This window comes from Frigoribacterium sp. 9N (assembly GCF_902506305.1).
GTDB lineage: Bacteria > Actinomycetota > Actinomycetes > Actinomycetales > Microbacteriaceae > Frigoribacterium.
The window spans coordinates 388,661-411,343 of the sequence record NZ_LR733391.1 but is presented as its reverse complement, the minus strand read 5'-3'; the positions used below and the strand labels follow the sequence as shown (position 1 = coordinate 411,343).

The 22,683-nt window shown below is 72.9% G+C and carries 22 protein-coding genes; 12 read left to right on the top strand and 10 right to left on the bottom strand.

Translation table 11 applies throughout. The features are described 5' to 3' along the window. Nucleotides 1-26: 26 nt before the first annotated feature. Nucleotides 27-857, bottom strand: a complete 831-nt coding sequence (locus ARTHRO9V_RS02445; RefSeq protein WP_056047620.1) for a transporter substrate-binding domain-containing protein — start codon at nt 855-857, stop codon at nt 27-29. Nucleotides 858-936: 79 nt separating this feature from the next. On the opposite strand from ARTHRO9V_RS02445, the gene ARTHRO9V_RS02440 reads away from it, so the two are divergent. Then, nucleotides 937-2,268 carry a glycosyltransferase 87 family protein gene (locus tag ARTHRO9V_RS02440; RefSeq protein ID WP_159825296.1) on the top strand — a complete coding sequence of 444 codons (1,332 nt, stop codon included), beginning with the start codon at nt 937-939 and terminating at the stop codon, nt 2,266-2,268. After that, nucleotides 2,265-2,594, top strand: coding sequence for a thiamine-binding protein (locus ARTHRO9V_RS02435; RefSeq protein ID WP_056046030.1), 330 nt, complete (start codon nt 2,265-2,267; stop codon nt 2,592-2,594). The genes ARTHRO9V_RS02440 and ARTHRO9V_RS02435 overlap by 4 nt, the downstream gene beginning before the upstream one ends. Nucleotides 2,595-2,656: 62 nt before the next feature. Here the strand turns inward: ARTHRO9V_RS02435 and ARTHRO9V_RS02430 are convergent, their stop codons facing one another. After that, complete coding sequence (locus tag ARTHRO9V_RS02430) at nt 2,657-4,717, bottom strand: cell wall-binding repeat-containing protein (RefSeq protein WP_159825294.1); 2,061 nt, start codon at nt 4,715-4,717, stop codon at nt 2,657-2,659. Nucleotides 4,718-4,969: 252 nt separating this feature from the next. Here ARTHRO9V_RS02430 and ARTHRO9V_RS02425 point away from each other — a divergent pair, with 252 nt between their 5' ends. Continuing rightward, nucleotides 4,970-6,220: an MFS transporter gene (locus ARTHRO9V_RS02425; RefSeq protein ID WP_236556851.1), complete on the top strand. Its 1,251-nt coding sequence runs from the start codon at nt 4,970-4,972 to the stop codon at nt 6,218-6,220. 153 nt (nt 6,221-6,373) lie between these two features. On the opposite strand, the gene ARTHRO9V_RS02420 is transcribed toward ARTHRO9V_RS02425, so the two are convergent. The 5 genes from ARTHRO9V_RS02420 to ARTHRO9V_RS02400 all read right to left on the bottom strand — a co-directional run bounded on the left by ARTHRO9V_RS02420 (nt 6,374) and on the right by ARTHRO9V_RS02400 (nt 12,351). Beyond that, on the bottom strand, nt 6,374-7,051 hold the full coding sequence (locus ARTHRO9V_RS02420) for a response regulator transcription factor (RefSeq protein ID WP_043593728.1): 678 nt from the start codon (nt 7,049-7,051) through the stop codon (nt 6,374-6,376). An 86-nt stretch (nt 7,052-7,137) separates the two neighbouring features. Next, on the bottom strand, nt 7,138-8,388 hold the full coding sequence (locus ARTHRO9V_RS02415) for a hypothetical protein (RefSeq protein ID WP_159825290.1): 1,251 nt from the start codon (nt 8,386-8,388) through the stop codon (nt 7,138-7,140). Beyond that, nucleotides 8,385-9,542 (bottom strand): sensor histidine kinase, encoded by a 1,158-nt coding sequence (locus tag ARTHRO9V_RS02410; protein WP_056046025.1) that lies wholly within the window; start codon nt 9,540-9,542, stop codon nt 8,385-8,387. The genes ARTHRO9V_RS02415 and ARTHRO9V_RS02410 overlap by 4 nt, the downstream gene beginning before the upstream one ends. A gap of 175 nt (nt 9,543-9,717) precedes the next feature. Then, on the bottom strand, nt 9,718-10,917 hold the full coding sequence (locus ARTHRO9V_RS02405; RefSeq protein WP_159825288.1) for a homoserine O-acetyltransferase: 1,200 nt from the start codon (nt 10,915-10,917) through the stop codon (nt 9,718-9,720). Nucleotides 10,918-11,019: 102 nt separating this feature from the next. Further along, nucleotides 11,020-12,351 (bottom strand): bifunctional o-acetylhomoserine/o-acetylserine sulfhydrylase, encoded by a 1,332-nt coding sequence (locus ARTHRO9V_RS02400; protein ID WP_159825286.1) that lies wholly within the window; start codon nt 12,349-12,351, stop codon nt 11,020-11,022. Between the two features lie 184 nt (nt 12,352-12,535). On the opposite strand from ARTHRO9V_RS02400, the gene ARTHRO9V_RS02395 reads away from it, so the two are divergent. After that, the gene (locus ARTHRO9V_RS02395; protein ID WP_233568346.1) at nt 12,536-13,312 is read left to right on the top strand and encodes an SDR family oxidoreductase; all 777 of its coding nucleotides are present in this window, start codon (nt 12,536-12,538) and stop codon (nt 13,310-13,312) included. Here ARTHRO9V_RS02395 and ARTHRO9V_RS02390 read toward each other — a convergent pair. Beyond that, nucleotides 13,299-13,889, bottom strand: a complete 591-nt coding sequence (locus ARTHRO9V_RS02390; protein ID WP_159825284.1) for a hypothetical protein — start codon at nt 13,887-13,889, stop codon at nt 13,299-13,301. The two genes, ARTHRO9V_RS02395 and ARTHRO9V_RS02390, sit on opposite strands and share 14 nt — an antisense overlap. Nucleotides 13,890-14,446: 557 nt before the next feature. Here ARTHRO9V_RS02390 and ARTHRO9V_RS02385 point away from each other — a divergent pair. The 7 genes from ARTHRO9V_RS02385 to ARTHRO9V_RS02355 all read left to right on the top strand — a co-directional run bounded on the left by ARTHRO9V_RS02385 (nt 14,447) and on the right by ARTHRO9V_RS02355 (nt 20,192). Beyond that, on the top strand, nt 14,447-15,439 hold the full coding sequence (locus ARTHRO9V_RS02385) for a glycosyltransferase family 2 protein (protein WP_159825282.1): 993 nt from the start codon (nt 14,447-14,449) through the stop codon (nt 15,437-15,439). A 62-nt stretch (nt 15,440-15,501) separates the two neighbouring features. After that, the gene (locus ARTHRO9V_RS02380; protein WP_159825280.1) at nt 15,502-16,698 is read left to right on the top strand and encodes an FAD-binding domain-containing protein; all 1,197 of its coding nucleotides are present in this window, start codon (nt 15,502-15,504) and stop codon (nt 16,696-16,698) included. Between the two features lie 79 nt (nt 16,699-16,777). Further along, on the top strand, nt 16,778-17,542 hold the full coding sequence (locus tag ARTHRO9V_RS02375; protein WP_236556849.1) for a YqjF family protein: 765 nt from the start codon (nt 16,778-16,780) through the stop codon (nt 17,540-17,542). Between the two features lie 34 nt (nt 17,543-17,576). Further along, entirely contained in the window at nt 17,577-18,125 is a 549-nt protein-coding gene (locus ARTHRO9V_RS02370; RefSeq protein WP_056046006.1) for a phosphoribosyltransferase, read from the top strand. Then, the gene (locus ARTHRO9V_RS02365; protein ID WP_233568344.1) at nt 18,122-18,865 is read left to right on the top strand and encodes a Type 1 glutamine amidotransferase-like domain-containing protein; all 744 of its coding nucleotides are present in this window, start codon (nt 18,122-18,124) and stop codon (nt 18,863-18,865) included. Before ARTHRO9V_RS02370 ends, ARTHRO9V_RS02365 begins: the two co-directional genes overlap by 4 nt. Next, on the top strand, nt 18,862-19,566 hold the full coding sequence (locus ARTHRO9V_RS02360) for a uracil-DNA glycosylase (protein ID WP_159825278.1): 705 nt from the start codon (nt 18,862-18,864) through the stop codon (nt 19,564-19,566). Before ARTHRO9V_RS02365 ends, ARTHRO9V_RS02360 begins: the two co-directional genes overlap by 4 nt. Before the next feature lie 32 nt (nt 19,567-19,598). Then, nucleotides 19,599-20,192: a GNAT family N-acetyltransferase gene (locus ARTHRO9V_RS02355; RefSeq protein ID WP_056045998.1), complete on the top strand. Its 594-nt coding sequence runs from the start codon at nt 19,599-19,601 to the stop codon at nt 20,190-20,192. 3 nt (nt 20,193-20,195) lie between these two features. On the opposite strand, the gene ARTHRO9V_RS02350 is transcribed toward ARTHRO9V_RS02355, so the two are convergent. Together ARTHRO9V_RS02350 and ARTHRO9V_RS02345 are read right to left on the bottom strand one after the other, a co-directional pair. Continuing rightward, on the bottom strand, nt 20,196-20,792 hold the full coding sequence (locus tag ARTHRO9V_RS02350; RefSeq protein WP_159825276.1) for a TetR/AcrR family transcriptional regulator: 597 nt from the start codon (nt 20,790-20,792) through the stop codon (nt 20,196-20,198). 4 nt (nt 20,793-20,796) lie between these two features. Further along, nucleotides 20,797-21,135 carry a multidrug efflux SMR transporter gene (locus ARTHRO9V_RS02345; protein WP_056045992.1) on the bottom strand — a complete coding sequence of 113 codons (339 nt, stop codon included), beginning with the start codon at nt 21,133-21,135 and terminating at the stop codon, nt 20,797-20,799. Nucleotides 21,136-21,256: 121 nt separating this feature from the next. On the opposite strand from ARTHRO9V_RS02345, the gene ARTHRO9V_RS02340 reads away from it, so the two are divergent. Continuing rightward, nucleotides 21,257-22,681 (top strand): amidase, encoded by a 1,425-nt coding sequence (locus tag ARTHRO9V_RS02340; RefSeq protein ID WP_159825274.1) that lies wholly within the window; start codon nt 21,257-21,259, stop codon nt 22,679-22,681. Nucleotides 22,682-22,683 lie beyond the last annotated feature (2 nt).

The following is a 22,683-nucleotide window of genomic DNA, read 5'->3' as shown; positions in this document are numbered from 1 at the left end:
CGGGCCGGCCGCGACCGTGCGAGGCGCTACGACAGCTCTTTCACGTCGTAGTCGGCCAGCCACTGCTTCTGCAGCTCGGCGAGCGTGCCGTCGGCCCGGAGGTCGTCGACGGCCTTCGTGACGTCGGCGGTCAGGGAGCTGCCGAGCGGCAGGACGATGCCGAGCTGGTCGCTCGCCCCGTCGGTGGCGGGCAGCTGGCCGAGCACGACGCCGCCCTCGACGAAGTACGTGGCCGTGGGGACGTCGAGCACGATGGCGTCGACCTGGCCGGCCTCGAGGGCCGCCTTGGCGTCGTCGTTCGAGTTGTAGGCCTGGACGCCGCCCTCGGGGTCGATGGCGTCCTCGGCGGCGGTGAAGCTCGTCGTGCCGCTCTGGGCGCCGATGGCGAGGCCCTTCAGGTCGGCGATCGAGGTGGCGTCGGCCGCGGAGGTGCCGGGCAGGGTGACGACCGCCTGGCGCGTCTCGTAGTAGGCGGGCGAGAAGTCGACGGCCTTCTTGCGCTGGTCGGTGATCGAGAACTGCTGCAGGTTGAGGTCGAAGGTCTTCGGCCCGGGGGCGATGGCCTCGTCGAACGTGGTCCGCACCCAGACCACGTCGGAGTCGTCGTAGCCCAGCTTCTCGGCGACCGCGTAGGCGACGGCGGCCTCGTAGCCCTTGCCCGAGGTCGGATCGTCGTCCTCGACCCAGGGGCCGTAGGCCGGTTCACCCGTCGCGACGGTGATCTTGCCGTCGGTGACCGGAGCGACGGCCGCCCCGTCGGCACCCGAGCCCCCGTCGGACGAGCAGGCGGCGAGCGACCCGGCCAGCACGAGGGCGGCGGCGGTCGCGACGAGTCGGAGGGAGGCGGGTCTGCGCATGAGAGGGATCGTAGCGGCGACCGCGGACGTCGGCCGACGCATGACGCCCGGCGTCGGGGCCGGCGGCTAGCCTGTGGGCATGCCGACCTCCGTGCCCCCCTCGTCGGCCACCCCCGGGGCACCGATCGTCCGCGCGGCGCGGACGTCGGGCACCCGGCCCGTCGCCGTCGGCCCGACGACGTTCGTCGACCGGGCGAGGTCGTTCGTGACGTCGCCGGTCGTGCTCGGCGTCGCCTTCGTGCTCGTCCACGCCTGGCTCGTCCGGCTCAACCTCGTCGGCGGCAACCGCACCCTGGGCGACGTCGACGTCGTCTACCGCACCTGGATGCAGCAGGGCGTCGGCGGGGGCGACTGGGTGGGCGTCGACCGACCGTGGGTCTACCCGCTGCTCGCCGCGGTGCCGATGCTGCTCGCCCGCCTGGGGGGCGACTCCGGGTACGGGGCCGTGTGGCTCGTGCTGGTGTCCCTGCTGAACGCCGGCGCCTTCGTCGTGCTCGTGGCGCGGCGGCGTGCCGGGTCCGTGGTCGCCGCCTGGTGGTGGCTGGCGTTCCTCGTCGCCCTCGGGCCGATCGCCCTCGGCCGCATCGACGCCGTCACGGTCTCGATCGCGCTGGTGGGACTGTTGCTCGTCTCGACGCGGCCCCCGGCGGCGTCCGCCCTGCTCACGATCGCGGCCTGGGTCAAGGTCTGGCCCGCCGCTCTCGTGGTGGTCGCCGTCCTCGCCCTGCGTCGTCGGGTCGAGGTCGTCGTGGCGGCGGCGGTGACGAGTGCGGTCGTGGTGTCCGTCTCGCTCGTGCTCGGCAGCGGGTGGAACGTCTTCGGCTTCGTCGGCCAGCAGGCCGGTCGCGGTCTCCAGGTCGAGTCGCCCGCAGCCGTGCTCTGGCTCTGGCGCGCGGCCGCGGGGGTGCCCGGCACCTTCGTCTACTACGACCGCGAGATCCTGACGTACCAGATCGCCGGCGACGGGGTCGGGTTCGCCGCGAAGGCGATGAGCCTCGTGATGGCCGCGGTCGTGCTCGGCATCGTGCTGCTGGGCTTGCGGGCCGTGCGCCGCGGGGTGACGGCCACGCGCCTCCTGGGTCCGTTGTCTCTCGCCGTCGTCGTCGCCCTGATCGTGACCAACAAGGTGGGTTCGCCGCAGTTCGTGGCCTGGCTCGCGGTGCCCGTCGTCGTCGGGCTCGTGCTCGCACGATCGGGCGGGCCGCGGTTCGTCGTGCCGGCGGTGGCGGCCGTGGTCGTCGCGGGGCTGACCCAGGTGGTCTACCCCCTCGAGTACGACGCCCTGCTCGCCGCGCGACCCGACCTGGTGGCCGTGGTCACCGTGCGGGCCGTGCTCGAGCTCGGACTGCTGGGGTGGACGGTCGTGACGCTCTGGCGCCTGCGGCCCGTACACGCGAGGATGGACGCATGATCGTCGCGTTCTCCGTCTCGCCCAGTGGTGCCGCCCCCGAGGGCGGGCCGTCCGCCGGCTCCGAGCCCGACTCCGTCCACTCGGCCGTGGCCGCCGCCGTCGCGGTCGTGCGGGCGTCCGGGCTGCCGAACCACACCTCGTCGATGTTCACCGAGATCGAGGGCGAGTGGGACGAGGTGATGGCCGTCGTCAAGGCCGCGACCGAGGCCGTCGGCGCCTTCGGCTCGCGCGTCTCCCTCGTGCTCAAGGCCGACATCCGGCCGGGACGCACCGGCGAACTGACCGGCAAGGTCGAACGACTCGAAGCCGCACTCGGCGACGCCTGACCGCATCACGCAGGGCCGGACCACCGTCGCGTCGGTCCGGCGTGGGGAACGGGACGCCGCCGTCAGCAGGCCGTGAGGGAGTCGACCCGCGACGAGAGGGCCTGCTGGCCTCCGAGCAGGACCACGTGCTCGGCCTGGAGGACGTCGAGGTCGTGCAGGATCGATGCCGGCACGCACGTGCCCGGCACGATGAACAGTGGCGACGAGGTCCGGGCTGCGAGGGCTGCGCCCGACAGCGCGTCGGGGTAGTTGACGCCGGTGGCGAGATAGACCGTGCCGGCTTCGTCGAACGCCCCGCGTGTGGTGTGGTGGGACACCTCGTAGCGATCGGCGCCGACGATCTGCCCGCCGCGGTCGGTGCCCGACAGGGACGTGGCGATGCCGGGGGACATGGCCCGCGGGCCTCCCACGCCGATGGCTGCAGGGCTGCCCAGATCGCCCCACAGCTCGCGCGTCGCGTCGTCGGCGCGTCCCGCCCGGCCGTCCACCATCACGAGCGGGGCGTCGGCCTCCGCAGCCGCGGCACCGGCCGAGAGGGCGTCCGCGAACCCCGAACCCGAGGCCAGGTACAGCACGCGGCCCGGTGAGGTGCCCGTGGTCGCGGCAGGGGAGTCGGACGAGACGAAGGCATAGCGCGCGATGGCTCGGGACGTCGCGTACCGATCGGCGCCGCCGATCCGCACCACCGTCGAGCGCGGACCGCTCGTCGGGGTGGCCACGACGCCGAGGGCCTTCTCGACGTCCGGCGAGATCGAGACGGGACCACCGACGACGACGACCGTCTTCGGTCGCAGGCGCTTCAGCTCGGCGGCGACGACGTCGGGAACGGTGGTCGGGGTGACCAACAGGAGGGGGGCGTCGAGATGCGCCGCGGCCGGTCCGGCCGACAGCGCATCGGGGAAGCCCAGCCCGTTGGCGACGACGACCGTGCCGCCGGTCTCGGTGAACCGCGAGGACATGGCCGCAGCGACGGCGAAGCGATCGGGGCCGGAGATGCGGGTGGTGGTCTGACGAAGGGGCGGGAGGAGGACCGTTCCCACCGAGCGCGTCTCGCCGCTGGCGACACGGTAACGCGTCGCGTCGTCGCGGTTCTCCACACCGGGTGCGTAGCGGGGCGCGACGGCGGGGGCGGAGTCGTCGGTGCGGTTCAGGGGGAGGCCCGTCAACCGCACGACGTAGTCACCCGCCGGCAGCCCGTGGAACGCGAACGTCCCCTTCCGGATCGCCGCCCCCGTCGCGAGGTACCAACGACCTCGCGAGTCGGTCGTCCACGCTTCTGCGCTGAAGCCGACGTCGAGGGGGTCGTCCAGGACCGGGGTCACCGAACCCGTCAGGACGGCCGACTTCTCGACCTGCAGGTCGAGTCCCGAGAGCCGGGCGTCCTTGGCGACGGTCACGATCGTCGCGCCGGATTCGGCCGCGGCGCCCCCGAACCACGACGTCGAGAGGTCCGGCGCGTCGGGTGAGGGCCTGACCGAGGCGCGGATGCGGTAGCGGCCGGGGTCGACCGCGACCGAGTAGGCGCCTCTCGAGTCGGTCAGGGCCGACGAATGGTCGCCGGTGTCGACGTTGACGACCGAGATGTCGGCGTTGCCGACGGCGGCGAAGTCGTCACGACCCCCGCCGAGCCACACACGCCCCGCCAGGGCCTCCTGGACGACCAGGCGGGCGTCGACGTCGGTGACGGTCTGGCCGTCGGCCACGTCGAACCAGCGGGCTCCGGTGAGATCGTGGGCTCCACCCCAGTACTGGCTCCGGCGCGTGTCGCCGTCCTCGAACAGCACCGTGTAGCGACCGGCGGTCACGACCTCGAGGGTGTAGGCGTCCGTGGTGCGGTCGACGAACTGGGTCGAGCCCACCTCGGCTCCGTCGGGGCGGATCAACCGTGCCTCGGCGATGAAGTCGCTGCGCGAGGGATCGGTCCCCGTCAGGTGCCCGGTCACGTACCCCGTCGTCGCTGCGTGCGCCGGAGGGGGAACCGCCAGGCCGACCAGCGTGGAGACCAACACGAGCGCGACGACCGTCAGGGCCCCGACGAGGGTCCGCGTGGGAGGCCGGATCGGGTCGCCGGAGCCCCCGAGCCCTCGGTGGGTGGCGGCGGGGGAGGAGCCGGGTGTGGACATGCGAGAACCCATCGGGAAGGAACGGAACGCTCGAATCTAGCGGCACGGAGCGGCTCGACGCCAGATCGCTGGATGCGGGTGTTTCGCCGGACGGGTCGGAGTCCCGGCGGACGGTTGGCAACCGCCGGTCGAATCGATACGATCAGGAGGGAGGCGCGACGTGTCGCTCCTCCGCAGATGCCCTGCTCGATGACGAGCGAAGGTCGTTCCTCCCTTCTCCTCTGGCTCTTCTCGATCCGCAAAGGCCCGCTCGTGACCCACCTCTCCCGCCGTCGTCGCACGGCCGCCTTGATCGCCCTCGCCCTCGGCGGGTTCGGAATCGGCTCGACCGAGTTCGTGGCCATGGGCCTCCTGCCGAACATGGCGGGCGACCTGCTGCCCGATCTCTACTCGCGGTCGGCCGACGCCGGCATCGCCCAGGCCGGCTGGTTGATCAGCGCCTACGCCCTCGGCGTCGTCGTCGGGGCCCCGACCATCGCCGCGATGTCGTCGCACTTCCCGAAGAAGAAGCTGCTCCTGGCGCTCCTCGCCGCCTTCACGGTCGGCACGATCGCGTCGGCCCTGCTGCCGTCGTTCGGCTGGGTGCTGGCCGCACGCTTCGCCGCGGGTCTGCCGCACGGCGCGTACTTCGGCATCGCCTCCATCGTCGCCGCGTCGATCATGGGGCCGGGCAACCGGGGCAAGGGCGTCGCGCTCGTCCTCAGCGGCCTGACGATCGCGAACGTCATCGGCGTGCCCTCGATCACCTGGCTCGGCCAGCAAGCCGGGTGGCGCGTCGCCTACCTCGCCGTGGCCCTCATCTTCGCCCTGACCTTCGCCGCCGTCGCCCTCGCCGTGCCCCACCAGGACGGCGACGCGTCCGCCTCGATGAAGCGCGAGCTGCGGGCGTTCAAGCAGCCCCAGGTGTGGCTCGTGATGGGCATCGGAGCCATCGGCTTCGGCGGGTTCTTCGCGGTCTACAGCTACATCGCCAACGCCGTCACCGAGGGCGCGGGCGTCTCCCAGGGCGTCGTGCCCTGGGTGCTCGTCACGGTCGGCGTCGGCATGACCATCGGGAACCTGCTCGGCGGTTGGCTGGCCGACCGGTCGCTCAAGCTCGCCATGTACCTCGGCTTCGTCGGCCTCATCGCCGCGCTCTCGGCCTACGCGCTCACGTCGAGCTCGATCGTCGGCATCTTCGTCAGCACGTTCTTCGTCGGCCTCGTCGGCTCGAGCGTCGGTCCCTCGGTGCAGTCCCGCCTGATGGAGGTCGCGGGCGAGAGCCAGGTCATCGGAGCCGCCCTGAACCACTCGGCCATGAACCTCGGCAACAGCTTCGGCGCGTACCTCGGCGGCGCGGTCATCGCGGCGGGCCTCGGCTTCTCGGCACCCGGGTGGGTCGGCGTCGTGCTCGCCCTGGCCGGGGTCGTCCTGACCATGATCAGCTTCGGCATGCAGCGAGTCGACGACCGGCGCGGAGCGGCACGCGTCACGGCCGCCGAACGCGAGTCGGTCTCGGCCTAGCCTCCCTCGCCCCGCCGATGCGGGACGACGGGTCCCGAGGAGGCGCGGGTCGGGCAGACGACGAACGGCCCGGTTCCGAGGAGGCGCGGGTCACGCAGACGACGAACGGCCCGGCCCCTGAGGGGGTCGGGCCGTTCTCCGCGTGGGGCCGGGTCAGAAGCTGGTCTGGGCCGGCGTGTCGGTCTGGAGGAGGATGCCGTCCTGGATGGCGCGCTTCCGGAGGGCGACCTTGGTGCCGACGTCGTAGCCGGCGACGCGGTACTTCTCGCGGATGCGCTTGAGGTAGCTCTTGGCCGTCTCTTCGCTGATGCCGAGCTGGTAGGCGACGGCCTTGACCGGCTCGCCACCGCCGTAGAGAGCCATGACCCGGCGTTCCTGCGCGCTGAGCTTCGGCACGCCACCCACCTCGGCGGCGTTGAGGGCCAGGTCGAGTTCGGCCGAGATGTACGACTCTCCCTTGGCGGCCGAGCGGATGGCCTCGACGATCATCTCGGCGTCCTCGCTCTTGACGAGGTACCCCAGGGCGCCGGCGGCGAGGGCCTCGCGCACCACGTTGGGCTCGGAGTAGGTGCTCATCAGCACGGTCTTGACGCCCGTCGTCTTGAGCGTGTTGATCTTGAGCGAGATCGGGATGTTGTCCTTCAGGTCGAGGTCGAGCAGGACGACGTCGACCGGGAACTCGGGGTGCGTGAGCAGCTCGGGCCAGGACGCGACGGCGGCGACCATCGAGATGTCGCTCGCGGCACCACGGATCCACTCGCTGAGGGCGCCCAGGAGCATCTTGTGGTCGTCTACGAGGGCGAGGCGGATGCGGTCGTCGTGGTCTGACACGTCGGGACCTTCTTTCAGGACGGAGTGGGGTTCATGCTACGGGCGGGGGTGGTGATGGGGCCGGGCCACGCGGGGTGCTCGGCGGGTCAGGCCTCGGCGGGGTTGTCGACGATGCAGTTGACCGAGATCTTGACGCTCGACTCGTGGGTCGAGACGACGTACTCACCGGCACGCTCGAGGGCGTTCCAGGTGGCGGGCGTGACGCGGTTGCGGCGGATGCCCGTGGTCGAGAGCACGACGGGCACGCAGACGCTGCGACCGGCGAAGGACTGCGACGCGGCGGTCACCGGGCCGAGGGTCAGCTGGATCGTCGTGCCCGGTGCGCGGCTCTTCGAGTCGCCGAGCAGCAACCAGACGCCCTGGAGCAGTCCGTCGCGCTGTGCCGGGGCGAGCAGGCCGGCGAGCGACGACGGGTCGACCAGCGCGACCGACCGGCCGAGGTACTCGGACTCGGTGACGGCGTGGTGCAGCCAGGTCTCGCGCCGGCCCTCGATGAGGTGCAGGCGCAGTTCGGTGGCGAGCGACGCGGCCTGCGACGCGACCTTGGGCGACAGGGGCAGGGGCACGTCGCCGTTCGCGACGCCGTCGAGCAGTTTCTCGGCCGCGAGGTCGAGTCGTGCCAGTTCGTCGCTGGCGAGCATGCCCACCGCGAATCGGGGCTGTGACACGTTGCTCTGCACGAGCACCCGGTCGAGTTCGACCTGCACCATGCGACGGAAGCGGTGCACGGCGAAGGTGGCGATGGCGCTCGGCAGGACGGCCAGGGCCACGACGGTGATCTGCTGCGGGCCCGAGTCGCTGGTCACGGGGGTCGAGAGGGCCACCATGACGACGAACGCCACGAAGAGCAGGGCGGTGGCCGTGACGACCTCTCGCACGGGCCTGAGGGTGACGATGGGCAGCAGGCCGAAGCCGACGGCGACGCTCGACGTGGCATAGGCGCCCACGTCGTGCAGCGGCCAAGTGGCGACGAAGTCCAGCGTGACGACGACGGCCAGGACCACCCCGATCACGGCGAACACGCCCGTGGTCAACCGCTCGCCCCGGACGGTCACGAGCACGGCCGTGCCGATGAAGGTCGCCACGTAGAGCAGCCATGAGATCAGGACGGGGGCGACGTCGGGATAGGCCGAGAGGTGGCTGAGGAAGAAGGCGAGACCGTACACGGCCTGGAGCGCGGCGACCACGGCCGCACCGACGCCCAGGTACCCGGTGCCGAGGGTGGCACCGGCCGCACGGGCCTGGCGCAGCGAACGCGCTCCGGTCGAACTGATCGGCAGGCCGCGAGCGGCTCGGCGGCCCCGGACGATCCCGAAGGTGTTCTCGTCGACGCTCATCGCGGTGCCTCCAGGACGACGGTGGTGCCCGACCCGGGCGACGAGAACAGACGGGCGCTGCCGCCGACCTCGTGCAGCCGGCCGACGACGGACTCCTTGAAGCCCAGGCGCTCTTCGCTGATGCCGGCGAGGTCGAACCCGACGCCCGCATCCGTGACCATGGCACGGACCATCGAGTCGTCGTGGATGATCGTGACGTGGGCCTCGGTCACGCCGGCGTGACGTCGCACGTTCTCGAGGCACTCCGCGAGGGCCAGCAGGAACGCGTCGAGCACGTGGGTGGGCAGCAGGACCTGGCCGGTGCCGTGCCAGCTCACCTCGAGGCCCATGCGGCCGAAGCGCTGCTTGACCGACTCGAGGGTCTGACCGAGCGGGGATTCCTCGACCGTCTCGAGGCTGTAGTCGCCCGACGCCTGCGGCTGCGGCGTGCCGCCGAGACGGAGGTGGCGCAGAAGGCGTGCGTCCTCGGCCGCCTGGTCCTGGAGCGCCTGGGGCGTGACGCCGAACCCCGAGTGGGCGAGCAGGGTCAGCGTGGCCAGCACGGTGTCGTGCAGCAGGCGGGCGCCCTGCCGCCGCTGGGCCTCGGTCTCGCTGGCCTGACGTTCGGCCCGGTGGGCGTTGCCGATGCTGTAGATGCGGCGTGCCGCCAGGGGCACGGCGCGTCCGAGCCAGAGGCCCGTGACGAAGCAGGACACCCAGCCGAGCAGCACGGCCGCGACCGGGAAGGTGAACGGCGAGCCGGTCGCCAGGGCCACCAGGGTCAGTTCGACGACGAAGGCCACGACCGCCGTGGTCAGCCGTGGGCGACTGGACGAGAGCATGAGGCTGAAGGCGGCGGTCGCGCCACCGGCCAGGGGGATGATCGCGGTGGCGAGCGGACCGTCGTCGGGGCCACCGGCGGGCAGCAGGGCCACCACGGTCGCCGCGATGCCCGAGGCCAGCCCGACCGGGACCCAGACGCGGGCGCGCGGCCCGGTGACGAAGAGCAGCGACACGACGAGCAGAGCGGCGAGCGGGGCGATCGCCGCGAGGTGCAGGGGGTCGGTCACGCCGGGGATCGCCAGGGCCACGACCGAGACCGCCGCGCAGGCGAGCCCCAGGGTGCGGGTCGTGCTGCTGAGCAGACGATCGCGCTCTTGGGCGAAGATGTCCATGATTCGTGAGTGGCTTCCGACGGTGGCGTCACGGCTGCCGGGTGGCTGGCGACTCCTCATGTTTTCACACCCAGCCCCCTCTCAGGGGGTCGTGCAGGGCCCGAAACGCCGATTGTCGGGGTAACGATCCGGTCGCGATGCGGAACTGTACCCCGTGGTGTCCACCGAACTGGGGTCAGTCGAGCAAGCGGCGCAGCTGGGCGCCCACCGCGTCGCCTTCGATGAGGAATCCGTCGTGCCCGTAGGGGCTCTCGACCACGGCCACGCCGTCGCCGTCCAGGCCGTGTCGCAGGTGTCGCGCGATGACCCGCTGGTCGGACACGGGGAAGAGTCGGTCGCTGTCGACGCCGAGCACCAGCGTCGGAGCCGTGATGCGGTTCAGCGCCGCCGCCACGCCGCCCCGGTCCCGCCCGACGTCGTGCGAGTTCATGGCACCGAGCAGGGTCACGTAGCTGCCCGCGTCGAAGCGGCGGGTGAACTTGTTGCCGTGGAAGTCGAGGTAGCTTTCGACCTGGAACCGTCCCGGACCGCCCAGCGGTGAGATCTCGCTCTGCCAGCTGCGACCGAAGCGGGCGTTCAGTTCGTCGGGCGAGCGGTAGTTGAGCAGGGCCATCCGCCGGGCGAGGGCGAGGCCGCGGTACGGGCCGTCGACGGCGTCGTAGTAGTCGCCGCCGTCGAAGGCGGCGTCCATCCGGATGGCCTCGTACTGCACCGTGTTCAGGGCGATCTGGTCGGCGCTCACGACCGGCGGCGCGGCCAGCACCGCGAGCCGGGCGACGCGCGAGGGGTGCGTGATCGCCCACTCGAGGGCGTGCATGCCGCCCATCGACCCGCCGACGACCGCGGCCCACCGCTCGATGCCGAGGCGGTCGGCCAACGCCGCCTGGGCGGCGACCTGGTCCCGGATCGTCAGGTGGGGGAACCTCGAACCCCACTCGACGGCGTCCGGAGCGAAGGACGAGGGGCCGGTGCTGCCCTGGCAGCCCCCGAGCACGTTCGGTGCGACGACGAACCAGCGGTCGGTGTCGATCGCGAGCCCCGGGCCGACGACGCCGTTCCACCAGCCTGCCGTGGGGTGGCCGGGGCCGGCCGCGCCGACGACGTGGCTGTCGCCGGTGAGGGCGTGCGAGACGAGCACGGCGTTGCTGCGTTCGGCGTCGAGTTCGCCCCAGGTCTCGACGGCGAGCCGCGGTCGGGGCAGCGTCACGCCGCTCTCGAGCACGAGGTCGTCCAGGGTCACGAACGACCGTCCGCCGGGGTCGTCGCCGTCGCGCCAGGCTCCGGTGACCGGCGGCCGGCCGAGCATCGCCAGGCGCGTGCGCTCGCTGATGACGCTCGACGGGACGGTGTCCTCGGGTGTGCTCTGCCAGTCCATGTGACGTCCATCCTGGACGAGCCGAGGAGGCGCGGTGCGTTTGTTACGCACACCGCGCCTCCTCGAGTCCACCGCGCAGGCCCCCACCGGCCGCCGCCCGTCCTAGCTGCTGCGGAGCGCCTCCCGGGTGACGGCGCGCGCCGCCGCGAAGCCCGCGTCGAGGTCGGCCTTCAGGTCGTCGACGTTCTCGAGGCCCACCGAGAGGCGGACGAGCCCCGGCGTGACGCCGGTCGTGAGCTGCTGCTCGGGGGTGAGCTGCGAGTGCGTCGTCGAGGCGGGGTGGATCACGAGGCTGCGCACGTCGCCGATGTTCGCGAGGTGGCTGAAGAGCTCGAGGGCGTCGACGAGCGCTCGGCCGGCGTCGACTCCTCCCTTGAGCTCGAAGGACAGCACGGCCCCGACGCCCTTGGGCGCGTACTTGTTCGCCGCCGCGTACCACGGGCTCGTCGGCAGGCCCGCGTAGTACACCGCGGCGACGTCGTCGCGGGCGTCGAGCCACTCCGCCACCTCTTGCGCGTTCTGGACGTGTCGCTCGATCCGCAGGCTGAGCGTCTCGATGCCCTGGATCAACGAGAAGGCCGTGTCGGGGCTGTTGGATGCCCCGAGGTCGCGCAGCAGCTGCACGCGCGCCTTGATGACGTAGGCGAGGGCGTCGCCGACGGCCTGCGTGTAGACGGCCCCGTGGTACGACGGGTCGGGCTGCGTCAGACCGGGGAAGCGCTCCGCGTGGGACGACCACGGGAAGGTCCCGCCGTCGACGATGAAGCCGCCGATGACGGTGCCGTGCCCGCCGAGGAACTTCGTCGCCGAGTGGACGACGATGTCGGCCCCGTGCTCGAGCGGCCGGATCAGGTACGGCGTCGCGATCGTGTTGTCCACGATCAGCGGGACGCCCTCGGCGTGCGCCACCCCGGACACCTTCTCGAGGTCGAGGATGTTGATCTTCGGGTTGCCGATCGTCTCGGCGAAGAACAGCTTCGTGTTGGGACGCACGGCGCGGCGCCACTCGTCGGCGTCGTCCTGGTTCTCGACGAACGTCGTCTCGATGCCGAGCTTCGCGAGCGTGTACTTGAAGAGGTTGTAGGTGCCGCCGTAGATCGACGACGACGACACGATGTGGTCGCCCGCCTCGGCGATGTTCAGCACGGCGAAGGTCGACGCGGCCTGGCCCGACGACACCAGCAGGGCACCCGTCCCGCCCTCGAGCGCGGCGATGCGCTTCTCCACGACGTCGTGGGTGGGGTTCATGATGCGCGAGTAGATGTTGCCGTTCTCGGCGAGGGCGAAGAGGTCCTGCGCGTGTTGCGCGTCCCGGAAGACGTACGACGTCGTCTTGTAGATCGGCGTGGCGCGGGCATGGGTCGTCGGGTCGGGCTGGGCCCCGGCGTGGATCTGCTGCGTCTCGAACTTCCAGGCGGGCTGGGCGTCGGTCATGGTGTGCTCCTGCGGTCGGGGTGCGTGGGCCGGGGTCGTCGGCGGGGGTCTGCGGTGACAGCCACGGTACGGACCGTGCCCCCGACCGTCCACGATGCCGGACACGGGACGTAACGGGGCCGCTAGCGTGGGGCGGTGCGCCCGCAGCGGGCGCCGACCACGAACGAGGCAACAGGAGGCAGACGTGGCGAAGCGGGTCGTGGTGACGGGAGCGAGCTCGGGCATCGGAGCGGCGACGGTGCGGTCGTTCCGCTCGCGCGGCTGGGAGGTCCTGGCCGTCGCGCGACGCGAGGACCGCCTCCGGGCGCTCGCCGACGAGACGGGGGCGGCCTGGTTCCGGGCCGACCTCACCAGCGACGACGACGTGGCCGCCCTGCGGGCCCACGTCGAGGAGACCGGACCGTTGCACGCCCTCGTCAACAACGCGGGTGGGGCGTTCGGACTCGACAGCGTCGAGAACGGCTCGATCGACGACTGGCAGCGCATGTTCGACGTCAACGTGCTGGGCACCAAGCGCGCGGTCACCGCCTTGCTGCCGTCGCTCCGCCGCGGAGCCGAGGAGGCGCGGGGTGCCGACATCGTGACCGTCACGTCGATCGCCGGTCACGTCGCCTACGAGAACGGCGGTGGCTACAACGCCTCGAAGTTCGCCGAGCACGCCCTCGTGGCCGTGCTGCGGCTCGAGCTGGCCGGGGAGCCGATCCGGGTGATCGAGATCGCGCCGGGCATGGTGCACACCGAGGAGTTCTCGCTCGTGCGCTTCGGCGGCGACCAGGACCGCGCCGACGCGGTCTACCGCGACGTCGAGTCGCCGTTGACGGCCGACGACGTGGCCGAGTCGATCGTGCACTCGGTCGAGCTGCCGGCCCACGTCAACCTCGACCTGGTGACCATCAAGCCCGTGGCCCAGGCGGCGACGTACAAGGTGGCCAAGGGCGAGCTCAGGGTCAAGAAGGACTGACCGAGCCGGCCCCGCCGTCCGAGCGGCTCTCGCGCAGCGCCGCGAGGTCGCCCTCGACGAGGTCGCGCAGGCGCTCGTGGCGCCCGTCGTCGTAGTCGTCGGCCGGGCGCGCGGCCCAGCCGAGCCGGTCGACGACCGTCTGCCCGACGTCGTCCCACGCCCGCGACCGGGCGTCCGCGACGACCTCGGCCACGAAGTCGTCGTCCTCCCGGCGGGCGGCGAGCGCCCGGGCCACGCCCTTCGACGCGGCCTCGCGGAGCTTCAGGGCGTCGGCGTCCTCGGGACGGTAGTCGAACTGGTGACGGGACTGACCGTACGACCGGCCGGTCATCCGACGCAGTCTGCGGACGCGCACCGCGGCCGACGTCTGCTCGGCCGTCAGGCGGTCGATCTCGTCGCGGGTGACCCGCGTCGCGACGTCCTCGTCGAACGGGAGGCGCTCCTGCAGGGCACGGCGGATGATCTGGTTCGTGACGGCCACCACCAGGGCCGCCCGGACGATCAACAGGCCTTCGTCGACCGCGCGCTCGAGCGCCGTGCGTTCCGCGCGACGGCGCGTTCCCGGTCCGTGGGGCACTGGTCGACGTCCTCTCGTGGTGGCGGGTCAGGCCCCGACCCTACCGGCGCGCGGGGGAGCGACGACCGGGTGGGCGGACCGCGCGACGGGTGGGCGGACGACGCGTCACACGGGTCACCAGCGGGTGGTTCCGGCGGGGGACGACCCGCTCGGCGACCGGGGGGACGTCGCCGACGGTGCCCGCGCCTCCTGCCGTCCGGGGCCCGGAGGGCCGCAGAACCGCGTGGGACGGCGAGCCTCACCCGGGGGGAGCCGACGCGGACCGGCCCCCACCCGGGCGCCACCCGGACGTCACCCGGACGAGGCCCCCTCGAACGGGGGACCCCCTCGTTCTTCGTCTTCCCAGGAGGGACCCGTACCGTTGTGGAGGTCAGGACGTCCCGAACCCGAATCCGGGACGTGCCTCTGCCGTGGTCGCCCGAATCGACCGTCGGCCGACGACGTCGGGCCACCCCTCCCGACGACGCCACCCGAACGCACCCTCCGACGAGGGTCGCCCCCCGAACGCGACGCCCTGCGGCGCGACGGCGACCGTCGACGAACCCAGAGGAACCCCCGTGACCCTCCGCGTCCGCACCTCCCTGCCTTCCGTCCCCCCGGCCCCCCGCGTCAGCGTCGTCGTCTGCGCCGACGAATCCACCCCCTTCGACGGCCTGACGGCCGCGCTCGACTCCGTCCTCCGCGACGGCGACGTGCACGACGTCCTCGTGGTCGTCGATCGGGCACCGCGACTCCGCGACCACCTGCGCCACCGGTACGACGACCTGCTCGTCGTCGACAACACCCGCACCCCGGGGCTCGCCGGCAGCCGCGACACCGGCATCGAGTCGGCACGCGGCGACGTCGTCGCGTTCCTCGACGCGGACTGCGTCGCCCACGCCGGCTGGGCCCGGGCGCTCGCCGCCCCGTTCGACCAGGTCGACGTCATCGCGGTCGTGGGACGGACCGAACCGACCTGGCCCGGTGCGGCCTCGTCCGCCCTGCCCGACGACCTGCTCTGGGCCGTCGACTGCACGCCCCGCACGCGACCCGACGGCCTCGTCGGCCTCGACGACGTGGCGGGAGCGACCGTGGCCTTCCGACGGTGGGACCTGCTGCAGGTCGGTGGCCTGGCCAGCGGTGTCGACGCCCGTGAGGGCGTGCCCCGCGGCGCCGAGTTCGTCGAGCTGTGCCTGCGCCTCGCCGCGGACGAGCCGGAGGCGCGGGTCGTGTCGACCTCGTCGGCCAGGGTCTCGCGCACCGTGCGTCCCTCGCGGACGCGCCGGAGCTCGGTCGTCGGTGCCGCCGTCGACCGCGGCGTCACCCAGGCCGCGCTGCGACGCTCCCTCGGCGGAGAAGCCGACACCGCCGTCGTCCCGGGCGTCACGGCCGCTCGCCTGGCCTCGGGCGCGTGGCGTTCGTTCGTCGGTCGTCGGCGCGGCACGGCGGTGCTGGCCGCCTCGGCCGTCGGTCTCGTGGCCGGTCGCCTGCTCGGGCTGCTGCGCGGAACGCACGTCGGTCTGCCGATCGACCAGCTCGAACCGCTGCGCTCGGCCACCGTCCGCCACTGACGTCTCCTGATCGCGACGGCGTTCCCCGGGCCCCCACTGGTCCGGGGTCGCAAGATGAACGTGTGATCGTCCCGACCAGAGTCGCCGGCCTCGAGGCCCTCGACGAGTTCCTGCCCCTCGCCGGCTCCGCCTACGCCCGTGACCGGAACCACGACCTCGGCGTCTCACGCCGCACCGTCTCGGGACTGTCGCCGTACCTCCGCCACCGTCTCGTGACGGAACGCGAGGTCGTCGGCGCGGTCCTCGAGCGTCACACGCTCGGTGCCGCGGAGAAGTTCGTGCAGGAGGTGTTCTGGCGCACCTACTGGAAGGGCTGGCTGGAGCAGAACCCCGAGGTGTGGCGGCGGTACCGACGGGACGTCGACCGCGCCGTCGACGCCGGCGTCCCCGCGGGGTACGACGAGGCGGTCGCCGGCCGCACCGGCATCGACGCGATGGACGCCTGGGTGCGCGAGCTCGTCGACACCGGGTACCTCCACAACCACGCGCGCATGTGGTTCGCCAGCATCTGGATCTTCACCCTCGGCCTTCCGTGGCACCTGGGCGCCGACTTCTTCCACCGCCACCTGCTCGACGGGGACGCGGCCTCGAACACCCTGTCCTGGCGCTGGGTGGCGGGCCTGCAGACCGCCGGCAAGACCTACCTCGCGACGGCCTCGAACATCTCGCGCTTCACCGACGGGCGCTTCTCGCCCGAGGGTCTCGCCACCACGGCCAGGGCCCTCGACGAGGAGCCGTTGCCGCCACGGACGCCCGTCGAGGCCGCCGACGTCGTCGGCTCCCCGGGTGGGCGGGTCGGGCTGCTGCTCCACGAGGAGGACCTCGAGCCCGAGAGCCTGCTCGCCGAACGCCCCGGTCTCGTCGCGCGGCTGTCGGCCGTGGCCGTCTCCGCCGACCCCGGAGGCCGGTCCCCACAGGGCGCCTCCGCCGCCGTCGTGGCCTTCACGACGGGCGCTCGGGACGACGCGGCGACACGGACGCGGGACGCCGACGCTCGGCCCGCCCGGACGCTCACCGACGCACGGCCCGCCGCCGTCGTCGAGTGGGCGCGGTCCGAGGGGCTCGACACGGTGGTGACGCCGTACGCCCCGGTCGGTCCCGTTCAGGAGCGCCTGACGTCCGTGCGCGGAGCCCTCTCTGCCGAGGGGATCGACCTCGTCACCGTCCGGCGGCGGTGGGACGGCGAGGCGTGGCCGTCCGCCTCCCGGGGCTTCTTCCCGTTCCGCGGTCGCATCCCCGAACTCGTCCGCCAGCTCTGAGGCGGCCCGGGGAGGGCCGGGGGCGGAATCTCGTCCGAGGCTGTGGACCGCCCAGGCGGTCGCCCGTACCGTGGGCCACATGGACCAGACCATGCCGGGGGCCGAAGCCGATCCGGTGTCCCGCACCGCGCCTCCGTTGCTCCGCCCTGCGTTCATCCGACAGCACTGGGGCGGCCTGGCCTTCGCGCACTGGCGGGTCGAGCCCGATCGCGTCGCCCCGCTGCTGCCGCCCGGCACGCGGCCCGACGTGTTCGACGGGTCGACCTGGGTCGGGCTCATCCCGTTCAAGCTGACGGGCAGCGCCTTCGGGCCGCTGCCCGCGGTGCCCTGGGCCGGGGACTTCCTCGAGACGAACGTGCGGCTGTACTCGGTCGACGCCCTGGGCCGACGCGGCGTGGTGTTCCGCACCCTCGAGGCGCAGCGCCTCGTCTCGGTGCTCGCGGCGAACGTGGGCCTCGGTCTGCCGTATCGCTGGGCGTCGATGCGCGAGTCCCGGGTCGACGGGGTCGTGACGTACCGCAGCACCCGGCTCGGGCCGGGGACGAACCCGTCGTCGCGGCTGTCCGTCCGTCCCACCGACGAGGTGGTCGACGGCGACCCGCTCGCCGAGTTCCTCACCGCCCGCTGGGGCATGCACGTCGCGCGCGGCGGGCGCACCCGGTACTGGCCGAACCGGCACGACACCTGGTCGCTGCGCCGGGCCGAGCTGGTCGACCTCGACGACGAGCTCGTCGCCGACGGCGGCCTGCCGGGCGTCACCGACCGCGAGCCCGACTCACTGCTGTGGTCCGACGGCGTCGACACGGTCTTCGCGCCTCCCGGGGGTGCCTGGGTCCCGGCGTGACGCGGGGAGCCCTGCGCGCGTTACGGTTGTCGGCATGGTCACCCCACCCGACGACAGCCAGGCCGCCCCCGCACGACCCGAGGTCGAGGCTCCCGAGCGGGAGGTGCTGGGCTGGCTCGAGTTCGGTGAGGCCGCTCGCCACCTGGCCTCCGACGTCGTCCAGGCGGGGTTCACGCCCGACGTGATCGTCGCCGTCGCCCGCGGGGGGCTCGTGCTCGCCGGTGCCGTGGCCTACGCGCTCGACACCAAGATGTGCGGTTCGATCAACGTCGAGTTCTACACGGGCGTCGACGAGCGGCTGCCCGAGCCCGTGCTGCTGCCCCCGACCCTCGACGCCCCGTCGCTCGAGGGCAAGAAGGTCCTCGTCGTCGACGACGTGTCCGACTCGGGGCGCACCCTCGTGCTCGTGCGCGACCTGCTCGCCGAGGTGGCCTCCGAGGTCCGCACGGTCTGCCTCTACAGCAAGCCCCGCACCGTGCTCGAACCCGACTTCGTCTGGAAGCGCACCGACCAGTGGATCACCTTCCCGTGGAGCGCACTGCCGCCCGTCACGCGTGAGGTCGGAGCGGGGGCGGGCGAGTGAGCATCCACCTGGTGGGCGGCGGCTGGTCGCCCGACGACACCGAGCTGTACGACCTCTTCGTCGCCGAGGCCGCCGTCCGCGGTGCCGCCGTCGGTCGGAGCGTGCCGCGCATCGCCGTGCTGATCGTCGTGGCCGACGACTCGCCGTCCGCCGAGTTCCGTGACGGCTACCCCGCCATGCTGGCCGCCGGGGGGCGCTGTGAGGCCCTCACGACCATCGTCTCCGCCGGGGACGAGTTCGACACCCGCGTGCTGAGCGACGTCGACGGCCTGCTCGTGGCGGGTGGGCTCACCCCCGCCTACCTCGACGCGGTCGCTCCGTTGATCGACCAGGTGCGCCTCCTGGTGGCCGACGGGCTGCCCTACCTCGGTTTCTCGGCCGGCGCCATGATCGCCGCGGACCGCGCCGTGCTCGGCGGCTGGTTGATCGGCGACGTCCCGGTCTGCCCCGAGGACGCGGCAGAAGACCTGGACGAGGTCACCCTCGCCGACGGCCTCGGCCTCGTCGACCTCGCCATCGACGTGCACGCCGCCCAGTGGGGCACCCTGACCAGGCTCATCGCCGCCACCGAGGCGGGACTCGTCCGTGGCGGCGTCGCCATCGACGAGAACACCGCCCTGGTCGTCGGCGAGGGCGCCCTCGCGGTGCTCGGCACCGGCAGCGTCTGGCGGGTCGAACCGCAGCTCGACGACGACGGCGAGATCGTCGGCGTCTCGGTCGGCACGCTCGGGGTCGAGTGACCGTCGAGGCGCACGACCACCGTCGACCGCTCTCGGAGCAGATCGACCCCTCGTGGGCGACCGTGCTCGAACCCGTGGCCGACCGCATCACCGACATGGGCGAGTACCTGCGAGCCGAGGTGCGCGCGGGGCGCGGTTACCTGCCCGCCGGCGAGGACGTGCTGCGCGCCTTCCGACAGCCGCTCGACGAGGTGCGCGTCCTGATCGTCGGTCAGGACCCCTACCCGACGCCCGGCCACCCGATCGGGCTGTCGTTCGCCGTCGACCCGCACGTGCGCCCGGTGCCGCGCAGCCTCGCGAACATCTATCGCGAGCTGCACGACGACCTCGGCGTCCCCGTCGTCGAGCACGGTGACCTGACCTCGTGGTCGCGCCACGGCGTGCTGCTGCTCAACCGGGTGCTCACGGTGCGTCCGGGCGAGACGGCGTCGCACCGCGGCAAGGGCTGGGAACCGGTCACGCAGCGCGCGATCGAGGTGCTCGCGGCGCGGGGAGGGCCCCTCGTGGCCATCCTGTGGGGCCGTGACGCGTCGGCGCTCAAGCCGATGCTCGGCGACGTCCCCTCGATCGAGTCGCCGCACCCGAGCCCGCTGTCGGCGTCACGCGGGTTCTTCGGCTCGCGGCCGTTCAGCCGGGCGAACGAGCTGCTCGTCGCCCAGGGTGGCGACCCCGTCGACTGGACGCTCCCGCCCGCCGCCTGACGGTCCCGCACCCGGCGTGGCAGAGTGATCCCGTGCTCGAAGAGGAATACCAGCCCCGGCGTCGGCTTCCCCGAGCCCTCCGGCCCCCGGCCCCGGTCGAGCCCGGCTTCACGTTCGAGATCCGACCCGCGACGCCCGCCGACCTGCCCTACGTCCAGGAGATCTACAACCACTACGTGGCGAACTCGTCCGTCACCTTCGACGAGGACGCGATGACCCTCGCCGAGTGGCGCCGCAAGTTCGCCTTCGTCACGACGCTCGGCATGCCGTTCCTCGTCGCGGTGAACCCGTCCGGCGAGGCCCTCGGCTATGCGCTCGCGACGCCGTGGGGCGGCAAGGCGGCCTACCGCTACACCGTCGAGAGCTCGATCTACCTGCGGGCCGCCTCGACCGGCAAGGGCCTCGGCCGTGCCCTGCTCGAGGCGCTCGTCGAGGCCTGCCGGGACGCGGGCATCCGCGAGATGATCGCCGTGATCGCCGACAAGAACGCCGAGGCGTCGATCGGCCTGCACGAGCGCCTCGGCTTCACCGAGGTCGGTCGCATGGGCCGGGTCGGCTTCAAGTTCGGCCGCTGGCTCGGCACGATCACGATGCAGAAGTCGCTCAAGAAGCGCCGCCGCGCCTGAACCTCAGGGCAGCGGGCCGACGATCTCCCGCAACATGCGTTCGGTCGCGTCGACGGTGCCGGGCTCGCCGCGCCAGAGCATGCGGACGATCAGGCCGTCGACGGCGAGGGCCACGACGTCGAGCCGCTCGCTCGGCACGCCGGTCCGCCTCAGCACGTGCTCGAGCGACGAGTACCAGAGGTCCGCGTCCTCGCGCAGCGACTCGTCCCGCATGGCGGTGAAGAGCAGCTCGTACTGCGCCCGGGCCGACCCGCGCTCGGTGATCGCGTACCGGACGAGCGTCTCGGCCAGGTCCGCCGAGGAGGCGCGCTCGAGTCGGTCGAAGGACCGCACCCAGTCCGTGGTCGCGTGGCGCAGCGCCGCCCGCAGCAGGTCGTCGCGTCCGGCGAAGTAGTACGTGGCCGCCGAGACCGGGACGCCGGCCGCGCGGGCCACCGCGCGGTGCGTCACGGCCGAGGGGCCGCCCGCCTCGAGGACGGCCAGGACGCCGTCGAGCAGCGCGCGCCTCCTGGTCTCGCCCTTCGGGGTCAGGACCTGGCCACCGGGGCCGACGGTCGAGCCGCCGGGGCCCCGGCCGTCACCCGACGTCGTGTCGGTCACGGGGTCAGGCCGCGGCCTCGTGGCGACCGCCGAGCTCGAGCATGGTGACGCCGCCGATGACGAGGACGATGCCGCCGAGCTGGACGAGGGTAAGGGGCTCCTTGAAGAAGATCCAGCTGATGAGGGCGACGAGGACGACGCCGACGCCGGCCCAGATCGCGTAGGCGATGCCGAGCGGCACGCCCTTGCTCAGCGACTGCGAGAGCATCGCGAACGCGAAGACGTAGCCGACCACGACCGCCGCGTACTGCCACCACTTGGCGTCGGGGCCGCTGGTGACCTTGAGGAAGCTCGTGGCGAAGACCTCGCCGACGATGGCGAGCGCGAGGAAGAGGTAACCCATGACGGCGTCCTGTCGAGACGTGCGACGGTCCAGGAGGCGACCTGCGGCCGGGGGAGCACGAATGGGACAAATGTACCAGAAAGCGAGATCCGTGGTCGGAGCCGCGGCCTAGGCTCGACGGGTGTTCGAACTCCACCACCTGAGCGCCCACGAGCAGTGGGACTGGCTGCGTCGCGGCGAGGTCTCGCCCCGTGAGCTGACCACCCACTACCTGGAGCGCATCGCCCGCCTCGACGGCGACGTCGGCGCGTTCGTGACGGTGACCGGCGAGGCCGCGCTCGCGCGGGCCGACGCCCTGGCCGCCGGAGGCCCCTCGGTCGCGCCGCTCTGGGGGCTGCCGCTGGCCGACAAGGACCTCAGCGACCGCGCGGGCGTGCCGACCTGGTCGGGCTCACGCCTCAGCAGGGGCCGGGTGCCCGAGACGTCGGCCGAGATCACCGAGGCGCTCGACGAGGCTGGCGCGATCAGCGTGGGCAAGACGGCCACGCCCGAGTACGGGTTGACCGCGTACACCGAGACGCTCGTGGGCCCTCCGACGCGCAACCCGTGGGCGCCCGAGACGGGCGCGGGCGGGTCGAGCGGCGGCGCCGCGGCCGCCGTCGCCGCGGGGTTGCTGCCGTTCGCGCCCGGGTCCGACGGCGGGGGCAGCATCCGCATCCCGGCCGCCGCCACGGGCCTCGTCGGGCTCAAGCCCTCCCGGGGACGCGTGCCGGCGCAGTCGGGTCTGACGAGCCTCGCGGGCCTGCCGGTCGGCGGGGCCCTGGCCCGGTCGGTGGCCGACGCCGCCCTGCTGCTCGACGCCATGGTGTCGCCCGACGGGCGCGAACCGCGGCACCACCAGGCCCTCTGGGCACCTCCGTCACCCGACGGCGCCTACCTCGGAACGGCCGTGCGGGGCGAGGGACGCTTCCAGGTCGCCGTCATGACGACGAGCCCGTGGGACGACGCGTTCGACGTCCGGGTCGACCCGCGCCTCCTGGGGGTCCTCGGCGAGACCGCCGACCTGCTCACGACGATGGGGCACGGCGTGGACGAGACCACCCTGCCGGCGTCCGACTATCCGGCGCTGTTCCGCACGATCTGGCAGGCGGGGGCGGCGGGCATCCCGGCCGAGACCGAGGCCGACCTGGCGCTGCTCGAGCCCGTCACCCGGTGGCTGGTCGAGCAGGGGCGACGCGTCACGGCACTCGAGCTGTCGGCGGCGCTCGTCGGGCTCGCGTCGTTCGAGCGCGCCGTCGTCGAGCGGTTCTCGGCCTTCGACGCCGTCCTGACGCCGACCCTGGCGATGCTGCCGCGCCCGCTCGGCTGGTACGACGCCGAGGACGCCGAGCGCAACTTCGAGCAGCAGTGCCTGTACTCGCCGTTCACGTCGTTCGTCAACGTGGCCGGGCTGCCCGCGATCAGCCTCCCGGTGGGCGAGGTCGACGGCGTCCCCGCGGGCGTGCAGCTGATCGGGCGACCGGGGCGCGAGGACGTCCTGCTCGCGCTCGGCGCCCAGCTCGAGCGGCGGCTGCGGTGGCAGCGTCGGCACCCGCCGATGTGGTGAGC